The 16,244-nt window shown below is 40.0% G+C and carries 13 protein-coding genes, 2 pseudogenes and 1 riboswitch; of the genes and pseudogenes, 11 read left to right on the plus strand and 4 right to left on the minus strand.

Going from position 1 to position 16,244, the window contains the following annotated elements:
* Positions 1-83 precede the first annotated feature (83 nt).
* Complete coding sequence (locus R6U77_RS10545) at positions 84-1,910, plus strand: IS1182 family transposase (protein ID WP_319835637.1); 1,827 nt, start codon at positions 84-86, stop codon at positions 1,908-1,910.
* Between the two features lie 312 nt (positions 1,911-2,222).
* Here the strand turns inward: R6U77_RS10545 and R6U77_RS10550 are convergent.
* Positions 2,223-3,032: pseudogene (locus R6U77_RS10550) on the minus strand (SPFH domain-containing protein); the annotation flags it as partial.
* Between the two features lie 314 nt (positions 3,033-3,346).
* Between R6U77_RS10550 and hutH the strand changes: the two are divergent.
* From hutH to thiW, 3 genes are all read left to right on the plus strand, one after another.
* Positions 3,347-4,825 (plus strand): histidine ammonia-lyase, encoded by a 1,479-nt coding sequence (gene hutH / locus R6U77_RS10555; RefSeq protein ID WP_319835638.1) that lies wholly within the window; start codon positions 3,347-3,349, stop codon positions 4,823-4,825.
* Between the two features lie 90 nt (positions 4,826-4,915).
* The gene (locus R6U77_RS10560) at positions 4,916-5,794 is read left to right on the plus strand and encodes a 5'-3' exonuclease (protein ID WP_319835639.1); all 879 of its coding nucleotides are present in this window, start codon (positions 4,916-4,918) and stop codon (positions 5,792-5,794) included.
* Positions 5,795-5,838: 44 nt separating this feature from the next.
* Positions 5,839-5,947: riboswitch (TPP riboswitch) on the plus strand.
* Between the two features lie 168 nt (positions 5,948-6,115).
* Complete coding sequence (thiW, locus tag R6U77_RS10565; RefSeq protein WP_319835640.1) at positions 6,116-6,610, plus strand: energy coupling factor transporter S component ThiW; 495 nt, start codon at positions 6,116-6,118, stop codon at positions 6,608-6,610.
* 50 nt (positions 6,611-6,660) lie between these two features.
* Here thiW and R6U77_RS10570 read toward each other — a convergent pair whose 3' ends face one another.
* Together R6U77_RS10570 and R6U77_RS10575 are read right to left on the minus strand one after the other, a co-directional pair.
* The gene (locus tag R6U77_RS10570) at positions 6,661-8,445 is read right to left on the minus strand and encodes an LVIVD repeat-containing protein (RefSeq protein ID WP_319835641.1); all 1,785 of its coding nucleotides are present in this window, start codon (positions 8,443-8,445) and stop codon (positions 6,661-6,663) included.
* Between the two features lie 230 nt (positions 8,446-8,675).
* Positions 8,676-9,299: a TetR/AcrR family transcriptional regulator gene (locus R6U77_RS10575; protein WP_319835642.1), complete on the minus strand. Its 624-nt coding sequence runs from the start codon at positions 9,297-9,299 to the stop codon at positions 8,676-8,678.
* Positions 9,300-9,519: 220 nt separating this feature from the next.
* Between R6U77_RS10575 and kynU the strand changes: the two genes are divergently transcribed.
* The 5 genes and pseudogenes from kynU (at position 9,520) to R6U77_RS10600 (ending at position 13,936) form a co-directional block, all read left to right on the plus strand.
* Entirely contained in the window at positions 9,520-10,806 is a 1,287-nt protein-coding gene (kynU, locus tag R6U77_RS10580) for a kynureninase (RefSeq protein WP_319835643.1), read from the plus strand.
* A 29-nt stretch (positions 10,807-10,835) separates the two neighbouring features.
* Positions 10,836-12,239, plus strand: coding sequence for an amino acid permease (locus tag R6U77_RS10585; protein ID WP_319835644.1), 1,404 nt, complete (start codon positions 10,836-10,838; stop codon positions 12,237-12,239).
* 63 nt (positions 12,240-12,302) lie between these two features.
* Positions 12,303-12,545 (plus strand): helix-turn-helix domain-containing protein, encoded by a 243-nt coding sequence (locus R6U77_RS10590; RefSeq protein WP_406601035.1) that lies wholly within the window; start codon positions 12,303-12,305, stop codon positions 12,543-12,545.
* Positions 12,473-13,141 (plus strand): annotated as a pseudogene (dmpG, locus tag R6U77_RS10595) (4-hydroxy-2-oxovalerate aldolase); the annotation flags it as partial. The gene R6U77_RS10590 and the pseudogene dmpG, both read left to right, overlap by 73 nt.
* Before the next feature lie 3 nt (positions 13,142-13,144).
* Entirely contained in the window at positions 13,145-13,936 is a 792-nt protein-coding gene (locus tag R6U77_RS10600) for a 2-keto-4-pentenoate hydratase (protein ID WP_319838366.1), read from the plus strand.
* A gap of 90 nt (positions 13,937-14,026) precedes the next feature.
* Here the strand turns inward: R6U77_RS10600 and R6U77_RS10605 are convergent, their stop codons facing one another.
* On the minus strand, positions 14,027-14,536 hold the full coding sequence (locus tag R6U77_RS10605) for a C39 family peptidase (protein WP_319835645.1): 510 nt from the start codon (positions 14,534-14,536) through the stop codon (positions 14,027-14,029).
* Positions 14,537-14,645: 109 nt separating this feature from the next.
* Between R6U77_RS10605 and R6U77_RS10610 the strand changes: the two genes are divergently transcribed.
* Together R6U77_RS10610 and R6U77_RS10615 are read left to right on the plus strand one after the other, a co-directional pair.
* Positions 14,646-15,263 (plus strand): hypothetical protein, encoded by a 618-nt coding sequence (locus R6U77_RS10610; RefSeq protein ID WP_319835646.1) that lies wholly within the window; start codon positions 14,646-14,648, stop codon positions 15,261-15,263.
* 97 nt (positions 15,264-15,360) lie between these two features.
* A complete protein-coding gene (locus tag R6U77_RS10615) occupies positions 15,361-16,224 on the plus strand; it encodes a DMT family transporter (protein WP_319835647.1) in 864 nt (287 codons plus the stop codon).
* Positions 16,225-16,244 lie beyond the last annotated feature (20 nt).

Below are 16,244 nucleotides of genomic sequence, written 5' to 3' on the forward strand. Positions count from 1 at the left end.
CTTTCATTTTTGGATTAAAAATAAGGATCTCTTCTGATAAAATTAAGTTACCACACAAAATCAATCTAGAAAGAAGGATCCTTATGTTTAAAGATTATAACATGAATCAATTAGTTTTACCGCTGGATGTTGAAATAAAATTACAAGAACACGATATCGCCTTCTCTATTCATCAATTAGTGGAAAGTATCCCCACAGAAGCTTTCGCTCCTTTTCTGCAACAAACCGGCTGTCCAGCCTATCACCCACGTATGATGCTCAAGCTCATTTTATGTGGCTATACCCAATCAGCGTTCTCTGGTCGCCGAATTGAAGACCTGACGAAAGATAGCCTTCGTATGATGTGGCTTGCGCAAGGCTATCAACCAAGTTACCGTACCATCAATCGTTTCCGTGTCCACCCATTGACAAAGGAATTGCTTCGTCAATGTTTCGTGCAATTCCGTTGTCAACTGGTGAAGGAGGACCTGATTGCGCAAGAAGCCATTTTTATTGACGGCACGAAAATCGAAGCAACTGCGAACAAATTCACCTTTGTGTGGAAACGTTCGATTGAAAAATATGAAGCGAGTTTGGTGGAAAAATCAAACCAGCTGTATGAGGAATTACTGCAACAACAAATTATACCAGCCATCGAACAAGAAGTGGAAACGCAGCTGTCCATCACTGAATTAAAGCAGGTGGCAGAAAAATTAGAAGAAGTCGTAGCCGACTATACAGAAAGAATCGAGCAATCCGAAAAGGCACAAGAGCGAAAGCAGCTACGAAGTGAACGAAAAACACCGAAACAACAATGGAAGCAAGTAAACGAGTGGATCACCCGCAAACAGAAATATGAACGAGATTTTGCGATTTTCGGCAAACGGAATAGCTATGCCAAAACAGACCCTGATGCAACTTTTATGCGCATGAAGGATGACTACATGCAAAATGGCCAATTAAAAGCGGGCTACAATTTACAAATTGCGACAGAGGGACAGTACACATTGGCTTATGGCATTTATGCGAATCCAACGGATACGAAAACGTTGATTCCCTTCTTGGATGAAATCGAGAGACGCTATTTTCAATTGCCACAACATATCGTAGCCGATGCCGGCTATGGTAGTGAGCCAAACTATGAAGATGTACGAAACAACCGAAAGTGTGAACCTGTGATTCCCTATACGCATTATCGAAAAGAGCAAAGCAAAAAATACCAACAAGACCCCTTCCGAACAAGTAACTGGATGTATGATGAAGAGTTGGATACCTATATCTGTCCATACCAGCAAAAAGTAACGTTCCGCTATGAGTCAACACAAGAAGACAAAGAAGGATTCCAACGAACGTTTCGTATCTATGAATGCGAAGACTGTACCGGTTGTCCATTTCGAGAGAAATGTACGAAAGCCCAAGAAGGCAAGTCACGGAAAATCAAGGTAAATGAAAACTGGGAACAACAAAAAGCATATGTACGTACAAAGCTTTCAGAAGCCAAAGCAGGAACTCTCTACCGTCAACGAAAAGTAGATGTAGAACCAGTTTTTGGCTGTCTGAAGGCTAATTTAGGTTTTACTCGCTTTTCGGTTCGTGGTCAATCGAAGGTGGAAAACGAAATCGGCTTCGCTTTGATGGCCGTGAATCTACGAAAGTATAGGTGGAAGAGGAAATCTTCTTCCAGTTCTTCCTTTCACACATCAAAAAATCGAAATCACCTGATGCGATTTCGATTTTTTGTATGGACTAGAACTATTTATGTCCCAGCCTCTTTATACGTGGTCGTTCGCATCAATCACATCGCCACACTCCGGACAGAATTTTGGTACTGTCCCATCGGCTTGCCAGCCACATTTATCACATTTAATATTTGCAGGCTTTGCTGCGCCACATTCTTTACAAAACTTACCTTCATTTTGTGTGCCACATGAGCAAGTCCAGCTAGTCGCTTGAGGCTGTGGCTTTCCACATTCCGAGCAGAATTTACCTGTATTTGTTGCACCGCATGAGCAAGTCCAGCCTGCTGTTGCATTTTGTGTAGGCTGCTGTTGCCCCATTTTAAATAAATCCTGTGCATTGACACCGCCAGCCTGTGCTGCCATATTCATTCCAGCAAAACCAACGAAGGCACCTGCGTCGTTTTGTGCCGCCATTTTCATCGCATCGCTTTGTGCCCCAATCATTGTAGCGGCAGCCATATTTGGATTACGCAATACGGCATTTTTTTGTAAATCCTTCATCATTTTTTCGTCTTCTTCAGAGGCTTTTACTGTATTGACACCAAACGAAATAATTTGGATACCGCGTAATTTACCCCATTTTTCAGACAAGACATCATTTAATGCTTGCGCTAGCTCCATTGTACGTCCTGGTAAAGAGCTGTAGCGAATGCCCATTTCTGAAATTTTTGCAAAGGCAGGCTGCAATGCTGTTAATAATTCTGAGCGTAATTGACTCTCAATTTCCTCGCGACGAAATTCCGATTGCACGTTGCCTGATACGTTTGTATAGAAAAGGATAGGGTCCATAATCTTAAAGGAATACTCCCCATTACAGCGAATGGAAATATCGATATCTAGCCCAATATTTGTATCAATGACACGGAATGGAACAGGTGTCGGTGTGCCATATTTGTTTCCTGGAATTTCCTTTGTGTTAAAGAAGTAAACGCGTTGATCCTTTGGCGCTGCGCCACCAAACGCGACACGCTTACCAAATTGCTTAAATGATTCAATAATATTTTCTTTTAAATCTCCATAGAAAATACTTGGCTCTGTCGATGTATCATAAACAAATTCACCAGCTTCAGCACAAAACTCAACGATTTGTCCTTGATCCACGATAATCATCGCTTGTCCTTCATTAATCGCAATAATTGAGCCATTGCTTATAATATTGTCGCTACCTTTAAAGTTAAAGCCGCGTTTTCCACGTTTATTAACACCTTTTGTAATTAACACATCTGCTGGGATTGACTTACAATAAAAATATTCTCTCCACTGATCTGCTAAAACACCTGTTGCTGCTCCAATACCTGCTTTTAATAAACCCATAAAAAAACTCCTCTCTTATATCTACTTATCAATAGTATACTGTCTTTTTTGAAAAAAAGATTCATTTGTTTTTATTGTCAGTAGAAAAATATCGCTCTGCTTTAGTAGACAATCAAAGGTTATAGGTACAGACAATCGCCTTTTTAGTTTTTTTGAAAATAGGATAAAAAAACAGAGTGATTATAATTATATTGAAATATTAAATTACTTTTTTGCTCTATTGCAGTAAAGGAATTTGCTGAAAAAATGACTAGAAAAATATTATTTTTTAGCTAATAATATGAGGAGAGAAACAAATTAAAGGGGATGGCAAAATGATAATTTTAAATGGCAGTGATTTAACAATTGAACAAATGAAAGCGATTTTATATAAAGGTGAAACGGTAGCAATTGATGAGGCAGCAAAGCAACGCGTTTTAAAAAGCCGTGAGCATGTAGAGCGCATCGTACGCGATGATAAAACAGTGTATGGTATTAATACAGGCTTTGGGAAATTTAGCGACGTAAAAATTGAAGAGGCGGAAGTCGGCGCATTACAAATTAATTTAATCCGCTCACATGCTTGTGGCTTCGGTGAATTATTCCCAGAAGTAGTGACGCGTGCAATGACAGTGCTACGTTTAAATGCCTTATTGAAAGGGTTTTCAGGTATTCGCTATGAGGTATTAGAGCGCCTTGCAATGATGGTTAATGAAAAAATTCATCCAGCGATTCCACAGCAAGGCTCGCTTGGCGCATCAGGTGACCTAGCGCCATTATCTCATTTAGTCTTAACATTAATCGGTGAGGGCGAAGTGTTGCGCGATGGTCAAGTGTTGGCGGCTAAGGATGTGTGGAGCAAATACGATGTTGCCCCAATCGTTTTACAGGCAAAGGAAGGTCTTGCTTTAATTAATGGTACACAAGCAATGACAGCACAAGGCGTTGTTAACTATATTGAAGCAGAAAAGCTAGCATATGCGAGTGAATGGATTAGCGGCTTAACATTGGAAAGCTTGCGTGGAATTAAAGATGCATTCCACCCAGCTGTGCATGAGGTGCGTGGCTTTAAAGAGCAAAGCGATGTAGCAGCACGTATGCGCGAGTTGTTTGAAGGTAGCGAGCTAATGACAGCACAAGGTGAACTACGCGTTCAAGATCCATATTCATTACGCTGTATTCCACAAATTCATGGAGCAAGCTGGCAAGTATTAAATTACGTGAAAGAAAAGCTAGAAATCGAAATGAATGCAGCAACGGACAATCCATTAATTTTCGATGAAGAGGATATCGTCATTTCAGGTGGTAACTTCCATGGGCAACCAATTGCCTTTGCGATGGATTTCTTAAAAATCGGCGTATCGGAATTAGCAAATGTATCAGAGCGTCGCATTGAGCGTTTAGTAAACCCAGCATTAAGTGAGGGGCTACCAGCATTTTTAAGCGCACATCAAGGTCTGCAATCAGGTGCAATGATTTTACAATATGCGGCAGCTAGCCTTGTATCAGAAAATAAAACATTAGCACATCCAGCCTCTGTCGATTCGATTCCGTCTTCTGCTAACCAAGAGGATCATGTTAGCATGGGAACAACAGGCGCACGTCATGCCTATAATATTATTGCGAATACGCGCCGTGTACTAGCAATTGAAGCATTTTGCGCAGCGACAGCTGTTGAGTATCGAGGTGTGGAAAAAATGGCACCAAAGCTACATGAAAAATGGCAGGAAATTCGTGAGATTGCAGCGGGTATTACAGAGGACCGTGTTTTCAATAAAGATGTTGAGAAAATTGCACAATATTTAATGCCTTAATTATTTAGGAAGAAGCTGTTCGCAAAGGTGGCGAGCAGCTTTTTTTAGATTTATTCCATGTTATACTAGTAAGTGACTGGAGGAATACATATGGAAAAACCACATTTACTCATTGTTGATGGCATGGCATTATTGTTTCGCTCATTTTTCGCCTCTGCGGCAATGAACCAATATATTCGCTTAGATGATGGTACGCCAACAAACGGTGTACAAGGCTTTGCACGCCATGTGCTGACAGCGCAAAATTTAATGCAGCCGACACATGTCGCCGTATGCTGGGATATGGGGATGCATACATTCCGCAATGATTTATTCGATGGCTATAAGGCGAACCGACCTGCTCCACCTGAGGAAATGCTACCGCAATTCGATATGGCAAAGGATGTATCACAGTTGATTGGCTGGAAAAACTTCGGCATTAGTGGCTTAGAGGCGGATGATTTAATTGGCTCGATGATTGAAAAATGGAAGAGCGATGCGAATATTACAGTCATCAGTGGTGATCGTGATCTATTGCAATTGCTCAATCCTGCGACAACTTTAGCTTTTACGAAAAAAGGCTATACTGAATATGATACGTATACAGAGCAGCGCTTCCGTGAGGAATACGGCATCGCACCAAAGCAATTTGCAGAAGTAAAGGCATTTATGGGCGATACGAGCGATGGTTATCCGGGTGTCAAAGGCATTGGCCCGAAAACGGCTTTGCAGCTTATTCAAACATATCACTCAATTGAAGGAGTATTAGCAGCAATTGATGAATTGAAGCCTGCACAGCGCACGAAAATTAATGATAATATGGATATGCTAAAGCTATCGCATCAACTGGCAACAATTCAATGTGATGCAGCAATTGAAGCAGAGCTACATGAGTTAGCTGTGCCAGCATTTAGTGACTCAGTTGTATTGCAATTGGAAAATCGCGGCTTGCGCTTAATTACGCGCCACGCAAGATCTTTAGGATTATAGTATTGACGCCAGATAAAAATTTCGTAATAATAGAATAAAATTGCTTGCACCACTAGGGGAGCCTTTGAGAGAGGCTGAGATGTATCTGTGCGATATAGACCCTTCGAACCTGATCTAGCTTACACTAGCGTAGGGAAGTGGCGACATTAAATGATACATGTTCATTTTATGCCGTCTCCCTGTATTTTAGTGGGTGCGGCATTTTTCATTGGGAGAGGGCGAAGCGCCAATAGATTCATGAAAAGCGCCAATAGAATTGCTCTAAGCGCCAATAGAAGCGTCCAAACCGCCAATAAAATAAAAATTAAAGAGGTGTTGTTGATGTCAGTTCGTAAATTAACGCTGATGGCGTTATTTGTTGCTATCGCAGTAGCAGGTTCTATGTTTGTAGCAATTCCTACAGGGATAGCCCGTGCCTATCCAATTCAGCATGCGGTCAATGTTGTAAGTGCTATTTTTTTAGGGCCAGTGCCAGCAGTAATCATAGCTTTTGTTACAGCTTTAGTACGTATTTTTACAGGGACAGGCTCATTGCTGGCGATTCCTGGTAGTGTTATAGGGGCCTTTTTAGCTGCAATGGCGTATAAGTATAGCGGTAAAGCATGGTTAGCTGGTGTCGGTGAAGTTATTGGCACAGGTATTATTGCGTCATTAGTTGCTGTTCCATATGCCAAAATACTAATGGGTACATCTGTCGCAGCGTTTGCTTTTATGCCAGCCTTTTTCGTCTCGAGTGCAATCGGTGCGATATTAGGTGTAATTATTGCGGCGAGCTTACGCAATACAGTGTTAGCAAAACATTTTCAAACAATATAATAGAGAAGGGCTGTCAGGAAAAACATTATCTGATAGCCCTTCTCTCATAATTAAAGGTCTTGCTCCTTCTCTTCCTCTTCTTTAGGTAGTCCGATGATTGGCTCACCTAGTAATGGGGAGGACAGGACGTACATGCCGTGATTAGAAAATGCCCAAATTAAATTGCGATCCCATTCAACAAAAATGCCATGTACTGGGTTGGAATGGTCGCTTGGACGCGTCGTTTCTCCATCTTCATTTGGAATATCTCCAGACATTTTTGGTACGAAATATGCTTCAATTGTTGGGTTTTCAGGATCGGCTAAATCAAATACTTGAACTCCCGCATTATAGAATGCATAAGGCATAAAGCGCTGACTTGGTTCTCCAGGATTGATTGTTGCATAGCCACTGCGTTTTGGACCAAAGCTACCACGACGCTGACAATAGTCAGTAAATGGTGCTGACTCAGGTGGTGTTGGACGTTCAAGAGTCGTGACGATTTTTGGGTTATAAGGATCCTTTACATCAATTGCATAAATATCTTTATAAGGCTCATGACAATCTTCTCCTAATGGATAACCACTAAAGTAAACCATACCCGTTGTTTCGACCTTTGTTACATCAATATTGTCACCCTCTGTACCACTAACACTCATCGGCATATCAATATGAGAAACCGCTTTCATGTTGGCTGGATCAGATATGTCGATGACCCAGAAGCCAAATCCGCCCATTGCTGCATAGCCATATTTCCCGCCTTCTTCAACAGGCGTAGGGATAAATAATGGCATTCTAGAACCCATCCAGCTTGTTTTGTTACCAGCGCGAGGGTTTTTGTTGTAGTCAGCCTCTTCTCCTACACGTTGACTAGGAACCCACCAAGTAGACAATAGCTTAGGATTTGTTGGGTCTGAAACATCATAAGCTAACTGAGCGCCTGAATACAGATAGCTTTTATACTCTGTATTACTAAAGCTGTCATTCGGTGCGCCTGCTACAAATAAATATTTATCGCCATTGTATACAGGTACATCCTGACAGCCCGACCCTTGTTGTACTGGGTCTTTAGCAGATGCGTTCACATCTAAAGGTGTTTCAGATAGTATTTTCCAATCTTCAAAAAATGGACTTGTCACTTCAAACATACGAAAACCACGTAGCATTTCTTTGTTTTTAATATTTTCGACTTCTTCGGGGTTGCTGTATTTATTGCTTAACACACCGTAGCGTGGTACTTCGTAGCATTGTACAGCAATTGTTTTATCTAATTTTTTATTATATTTGACATTGAGAGGACCGAATCGCTTATCGCCCGCATCTGAATCAAGGCTTTTATGAACAAGGCGCTCCGCTTTCGTTGGATCAGTAATATCAAAAATGTTATACATATCTGTTTCATAGTCATATAAATAACGGCGTCCATCTAAATCAAAAGTGGCTTGCCAGCTATGGCCCCATCCGATTACATAAGGATAGAACGCTTCAACATTGATGTTTTTTGTGTACTGATTTTGATCCAAATAAGGAAGGTTCCCTTCAAAAGGCTGAGGTCCTTCGTTGTCAGGCGTTGATGATGGATGTGTGAATACACCAGTTTCTGGATTGTATCCCCAACTATCTGGTGCTGGCTCAGCAGGTTCTCCTGGTAAGAGCGATGTGTCATCCTTCTCTTTCGGAAGTGGTGCATCAGGTGCATGTAAATTAAGCCCTGTTCGTGGTGCTTCATAGATGGTTGTTTGTGCTGAATAGGCAGTGATATCGTTACGCGATATCGTCGGTAAATAAAAGCTACCAAGTGCAAGAATTGTAACAAGTAAACTACTAAAAAATCGTTGTTTTCTAGCTTTCTTCATGTTTTTAATCCTCTCCTGAATCATTAGTTTCAAAAATATTAATCGTGCTGCTATAATCAGTGATTGAATAGCTTTATACGATTTTTTCTGATATTACTAAGTTCATCGGCCAATTATTTCTTGCAAAAAAATAGCATGCTAAAACTACAGTTTCGAAACTAGTTCAAATCTTACAAGGTATATGACGTAGTGTCAATATTATTTTTTATTGATTATTTAGAATAATTTGATTATTTATTGAGGTATAGCCCATCTATATACATAGTTGTTAAGGTCATAGCGATTTCTTCAAGAGAGGCAGTATTTGTCTCATGTACGATATCCCATTGGTAATTTTCATTGGCAAAAAACCAAAATCGTGCAACCAATTCAGCTTTTAAATCAGTTCGTGCTAAGCCAGCATTTTGCGCAAAGGTGATATCCTTCGTGATAAAGTGAATATTTGCTTCTCGAATTTCATTCCATTTACTGTTGACAGAAGGAGAAAGTCCGATAGCTTCAGAAAATACCTTCATAATTTTTTTATTAGATTCCGCCATTTTTAAAAAGGCTGTTACTTGCTTTAATACAAGCTTCTTCGCCTCTTCCTTTGAAGCTGGGAAGAAAGGGGTCTCCGCCATTTCTAAAAATTCCCGCATAACGTTTTCCATCAGCATAATCAGTATATCGTCTTTTCCGTTGAAGTGAACGTAGGCTGTGCCATAGCCAGTTTTCGCTCGTTTAATGATTTGAGTAATGGTCGTTTTTTCAAAACCGGCTTCGTAGAATAAATCAAGAGCGGCATCAAGTAGTTTTTGACGCGTTAATATGGAGCGCAAAGTTCTTCCATCCATACCTTTTTCTTTGTTATCCATATAATCTCCCCCTTGTTTAAGTGTGTGAAACTAAGCTATTAATATATGCTCGTATCCTAATTAATTTTAGCTTAATTTACTTAAATGCACAAAGACCTATTCTAAAGGTGATAACAAAGCAATTTACCAAAAAGTAAAAAAAAAGATATTGACATCATGTCAATATGATTATAGTCTAATATGGAATTCTGAAAAATTCAAAAATTGGGGGATGAGGAATATGGGGGAAGAAAAAAATGTATTAACAAGAGAACATGCAAAAGCACATGATGCGACAGATGCGTTTGCTCGTTATCGTGAGGAATTCTACTTACAGCCTGAGGTTATTTATCTCGACGGAAATTCACTCGGGCTTATGTCAAAACGTGCAGAACTAAAAGTAGCTGAATTGATGGATTCTTGGAAAACTCTTGCAATTGAAGGGTGGACAAAAGGAAAGTATCCATGGTTTTTTTTATCAGAAAAATTAGGTGCAATGTGCGCACCACTAGTAGGAGCACTTGAGGACGAAGTAATTGTAAGCGGTTCCACAACCTCGAACATTCATCAGTTGATTGCAACGTTTTATAAGCCAGAAGGAAAGCGCACTAAAATTTTGGCGGATGAATTGACGTTTCCATCTGATATTTATGCACTTCAAAGTCAAATTAAGTTGCGTGGTTATAATCCCGATGAAGAGCTTTTGCGAGTGAAAAGTCGTGATGGCAAGTTTCTTGCGGAGGAAGATATTATTGTGGCAATGACAGATGAGGTTGCATTAATTTTTCTACCAACAGTGCTTTATCGAAGTGGGCAATTACTAGATATTAAGCGGTTAACAGCTGAGGCAAATGCGCGAGGTATTTGTATTGGCTTTGATGCGTGTCATTCAATTGGTGCCATTCCCCATCATTTTAGTGAATGGGGTGTAGATTTTGGGGTATGGTGCAATTATAAATATTTAAATGGTGGACCAGGCTCTGTTGCAGGGCTGTATGTTAACAAAAAACATTTTGGGATATATCCAGGCTTGGCAGGGTGGTACAGCTCCAAAAAAGATAAACAATTTGATATGGAGCACACATTGGATGTAGAGCTGTCAGCAGGTGCTTTCCAAATAGGTACACCGCATGTACTGAGCTTAGCACCAATTTTAGGCTCTTTCGAATTATTTGCTGAAGCAGGCATTGAGCAAATACGTCAAAAATCATTGAAAATTACTCAATTTTTAAGTGATTTAGTTGAACAGGAGCTAGAGGGACTTGGCTTTTCTATCGGCAATCCGCAGGAAGATGATCGACGTGGGGGACATATTTGTTTGGAGCATGAAGAAGCAATTCGCATTTGTAAAGCATTAATTGAAAATCGCATTATTCCCGACAATAGACCACCGAATATTATTCGTCTTGCACCAGTTGCGTTTTATACATCCTACGAGGAGATTTGGGATACAGTTCAAGTATTGAAGACAATCGTTAAAGAAAAGCAATATGAAAAATATAGCAAGGAACGAAATGTTGTCTCTTAAAATACAAAATAGCGAGAGGGGAATTCCATATGAAACCAACCGATAATTTTCAAGATATTATTGAAAGAGAAAAAGGTTTAAATCGTAGTTTAACAACTAGGCAACTGACAATGATTGCAATTGGTGGAGCGATAGGAACAGGGCTATTTTTAGGAAGTGGGCTAGCTATTGGTTTAGCTGGTCCGAGTGTTATTGTCAGCTATGCGGTAGGAGCAGTAATTGCCCTATTATTAATGGGATGTTTAGCTGAAATGACGGTGGCACACCCCGTAACAGGCTCTTTTGGAGCATATGCAGAGCGATATATCAATCCATGGGCGGGATTTGCAGTGCGTTACTCCTATTGGTTCAGCTTAGTCTGTGCAATAGGGACGGAGGTAACCGCTGTTGCCGTTTATATGAAATACTGGTTCCCAACTGTGCCAGCGATTGTTTGGATTGTATTGTTCGCTGCTATTCTCATATATGTCAATGCAACAACCGTTAAAATGTTTGGCTTTGTTGAATACTGGTTCTCATTAATCAAGGTGATTGCCATTACAGGCTTTATTATTTTAGCTGTTTTTGTCATTGTTGGATCAAATGATGGTTCTGTTGGTATACAAAACTACACAGTTAGTGGTGGATTCTTCCCAAATGGACTTTGGGGCATGTGGATTGCTATCTTTATTTCACTTTTTAGCTATTTAAGTATTGAAATGATTGCTGTTAGTGCAGGAGAAGCGGAAAACCCTGAGAAAGCTGTACCGATAGCGCTCAAATCAGCAGTTATTCGATTGGTGTTATTTTATTTATTAACATTGTCGTTAATGTTAATGATTGTTCCATGGAATGCAGCTGGCATTGATAAGAGTCCATTTGTAAAAGTGATGGAAATGTTAAATATACCTGGAGCGGCATCTATCATGAACTTTGTTGTTTTAATTGCAGCTCTTTCAGCAATGAATAGCCAGTTATATATTTCAACACGTATGATGTTTTCTCTTTCACGCGGTGGCTTTGCACCAAAAGTATTTGGAAAATTAAACAAAAAATCCGTTCCTACGATGGCTTTATATGTATCAATTATTGGTATTTTTATTGCTACAATTTTTACAGTTGTGAAGCCAGATACTGCTTTTGCAACGATGATTTCGCTTTCTAGCTTTGGTGCAATGTTTGCTTGGTTTATGATATTTGTAACGCATTTATTTTTCCGTAAAAAATGGAATGAAAGCAATGGACATAAGCTTCCAGTCAGAATGATCGGCTACCCGTATTTAACAATTTTTGGAGCGCTTTTACTTGCTACCGTTGTACTCTCTACATGGTTTTCACCCGATTTTAGAGCGACGTTAACACTAGGGTTCCCATGGTTAATCTTTATTACAATCTGCTACTTCCTTTGGAAAAAGGCTAACGGAAAAAAGATTGTAAGTGACAAGGAGCAGTAGTTTTAAAAATCGTACAACTAGCTTTCGGTTTGAAATGAAAAAATGATAAGTAGGTGGGTTCTGATGATTATTGAATCTGTAAAAAAAGCTTGTCAAATCATTAGCTGTTTTTCAAATGAAGAGCCTGTGCTTGGTGTTGGAGAAATTGCTGATAAGCTCAATATGAATATTAGCACAGCCCATCATTTAGTTACTACGCTTTGCCATGAAGGCGTTTTGATTAAAGATAAGCTTCCGAGGCAGATGTTTCGGCTCAGCATATTCATAAAGCGCGAGAACTTGGGATGGAGGCATTGGGCTTTTTAATGATGGCCCATTCCGTACCAATTGAGAAGCTAGTAGAGCAAGCAAAATTAATGGAGAGCTATGGGGCAGAGGCTGTCTATATAACAGATTCGGCTGGCGCTTTATTGCCAAATGAAGTACGTGAGCGAGTAAAAGCACTGCGCGATACCTTGAACATTGAAGTAGGCTTTCATGCACACAATAACTTATCTCTAGCCGTTGCAACTACAGTAGCGGCAATTGAAGAGGGTGCTACACGTATTGATAGCAGTGTGCGTTGTTTAGGAGCAGGGGCAGGCAATACACAAACAGAGGTTTTACTTGCTGTGTTAGAACGAATGGGGATTGATTTATATAAGATGATGGATTTAGCAGAAGACATTGTGGCTCCTATCCTACCAGTTGCACAGGAAATTCGCAAAGGTAGCCTCGTATTAGGCTATGCAGGTGTTTACTCAAGTTTCTTATTACATGCAGAGCGAGCAGCAAAAAGGTTTGGACTGGATGCAAGGGATATTTTAATGGAGTTAGGCAGAATGAAGGTTGTAGGTGGTCAAGAAGATATGATTCTTGATGTAGCGGCTGATATGGCGAAAAGCATGAAGGTGAGGGGATAGATGATGAAACTAGTGTCGGAAAAAGAAATAGAGATTATTAATTATTTGTTGGCTGCTGAACAAAATGTCTGCGAAGTTATCAAGGTAACAGATGACTTTCCTGAACTAACATTACCACAAGCCTATGAAATTCAAGAACAATTACTAGTGCGTAGACAAGTGGAGAAAGATGTGAGGTTCATTGGTGTAAAGCTAGGGCTGACGAGCAAGGCAAAACAGGAAATGATGGGTGTTGATAAGGCAATTTACGGATTTTTACAAAGCGATATGCTCGCTTTTGAGTGGGAGGCTATACAATATACTGCACTTATTCATCCAAAGGTTGAGCCAGAAATTGCTTTTTTAATAGCAGAAGATTTACAGGGCACCAATGTTACAGCAGCAGATGTACTGCGCGCCACAAAATATGTAGCACCTGCTCTTGAAGTGATTGATAGTCGCTATAAAGATTTCCGTTTCACTTTAGTTGATGTTATAGCAGATAATTGTTCCTCTGCCAAATTTATTATTGGCAGTACATGGGTCTCACCAGACGCTATTGATTTAGAAAATATCGGCATGGTGCTATCTAAAAATGGAGAAGTGGCACAAACGGGCTCGAGTGCAGCTGTTCTAGGGCATCCTGCAAATGCTATCGCTTGGGCAGTAAACGAATTGGGTGCTAGAGGAAAAGGGCTTAAAAAGGGTGATATTGTATTAAGTGGTGCGATGTCAGAAGCGATTACCTTTCAAGCAGGTGATGCCGTTACTGCACAATTTGATAGTTTAGGCAGTGTGGCGATGTATTGCAAGTGAGCCAGTAAGAAGACAGCTAGTCTGTTGCTTCATTACGAATAGAGAAAAAACGTGAACAATCAATGTGTGAAAAATTGATTATTCACGTTTTTACTTTTTCTCAACCTTCACAAAGCTAAGTACATGCTTTTGATCCTCATAGCGAAATGTACGTATTTGACTGCTCCGCCCTTGTCCACCATTATCGTGAATAATAAAATAAAGCTCCCCATCTTTGCGCTCATAGCCAATTAACGGAACCCAATGATATTTAAATAAAGGCTTCTTTTTTGAACGCCATTGAAAGCGGAAATATTGGTCAAATTTGAGTGCAACGGGATTGCCACGGTTCAGCTGTGCTAAAGCTTCAGCAAGTGAGCAGCTGTTAATTGTAAAATGACTGCCTAGCATATGACGAAGCCTTTTGATTAAGCGCCATTTAAACAAGCCAATTTTCGTTGTGCCGAGCTGTTTATATAAGTCATTAATATTTTTGTCTATATTAAAGGATCGCAAAATGACATGCATCGTTGTCGGTCCACATGCTGAGCTTTGATAATTTGGATGAACGCTCCTATCATATTGTGATTTTCCTTCTATATTATTTAGCATCACGCGCATTGTCATCACTCCTTGATTAATATACGTGTAAAATAAAATATAGTTTCAATTTTGAAACCAAATCAACTAGTGCTCCGTCTAACGTGAAACAACAAAGGGGGGATGGCCGTTGTCACAGCTAGAGCAATTTATTCGTGAGCATGGTGAGGAGCTGCTGCGGCTCGCCTTTACATATGTCAAAAGCAAGGAAATAGCAGAGGATATGATTGAACAAGGCAATAATACGATTGGATATAGCGGAATATTTTTAATACTTGAAAAAGATGGGAAGTACTATGAAATTACTTCTTTCAGAGACGATCCACAAACACAATATTCTATTGTAGGAAGAATGAACACAATTCATGTAATGAATGAACCAATAGGAGATTCTTTAAAAGATGTAGACTACGAATTAATATACTATAATGAGCATATCGATAATTTCCAATCTGTCAGAGGGCAGTTGAGCAAAACAAATGGTCCAGCTTCTTTTCAAACAAATTTGACAGAGGAGCCTTTATATACTTTTGATGGAGCTCATGCAAATATTGCCTTTGTTCAAGACGGGACATTAAAGCAAATTAATATTTTAGATGCACTGAATATGCCTTTATTGCTGAAAGAGCTATTAGCAGTGCGTATGGTAGGTGGAGAGGTTTTTGATATCCAGTATCAAGAGCTATATACGGAAAGGTCAACGCCTTATTATTATTTACACTCCTTAGAGGAAGCATCAATGAAGTGAGAGGAGGAATTTTAATGCTTTGGAAGCCATTATTTGAACAGGATGTACCAGTAAACCTTCGCTAATATTATATTTTAATTAGACGGAGGATATGAAAATGAATCTATTACCATATATCGCAGTGCTACTTGCTGCTGTTTTATGGGGAACGACAGGAACAACACAAACATTTTTACAGGGGAATATTTCACCATTTGCGGTCGCATGTGTGCGCTCAGCTATTGGTGGCGGTACGTTATTAATTTTTGCACTTTTAGCAAGGAGCATTCAATGGAAAACATGGCCTTGGAAATGGAATTTACTGGCGGCGCTATCCATTGCACTTTTCCAATGCTTGTTTTTTTCTTCTATACGCTATACTGGTGTGGCCATTGGAACGGTTATAACAATTGGCAGTGCCCCAGTTTTTGCAGGCATTATTGAATGGCTTCTTTGGAAGGTTAAGCCGACACGTGTTTGGGCAATTTCTACAAGCTTTGCTATTGTTGGCTGTGTGCTGCTTTTTGCAATTGGTGGTGATACGACAGTCAATGGCTTTGGGGTGCTGCTTGCACTATGTGGTGGCATAATGTTTGCGTTTTATACGAATGTTAGCAAACGTTTGACGGAGCATGCTGCGACATTGCCTGCAGTAGCCATGACCTTTACATTAAGCGCATTATTTTTAGTACCGCTTGCATGGTCTGATGGCTGGAGCTGGCTAGGAGAAACGACAAACCTATTGACAATGGGCTATATGGGAATAGCAGCGACAAGCATTGCCTATATTTTATTTTTAACAGGCTTGCGGGCGGTTCCATCCTCTGCGGCAGTAACGTTAAGCTTAGCGGAGCCATTGACAGCAGCACTACTCGGTGCGTTTTTCTTGAATGAATATTTAGCGTGGACATCATGGCTAGGTGTTGTGCTGATTTTTGCTGGAATTATCGTATTAACTGTAGGAAATAAAGTGAAAGCTTAATGAAAAGGTACTAGAGGAGC

Source organism: Lysinibacillus louembei, assembly GCF_033880585.1.
GTDB lineage: Bacteria > Bacillota > Bacilli > Bacillales_A > Planococcaceae > Metasolibacillus > Metasolibacillus louembei.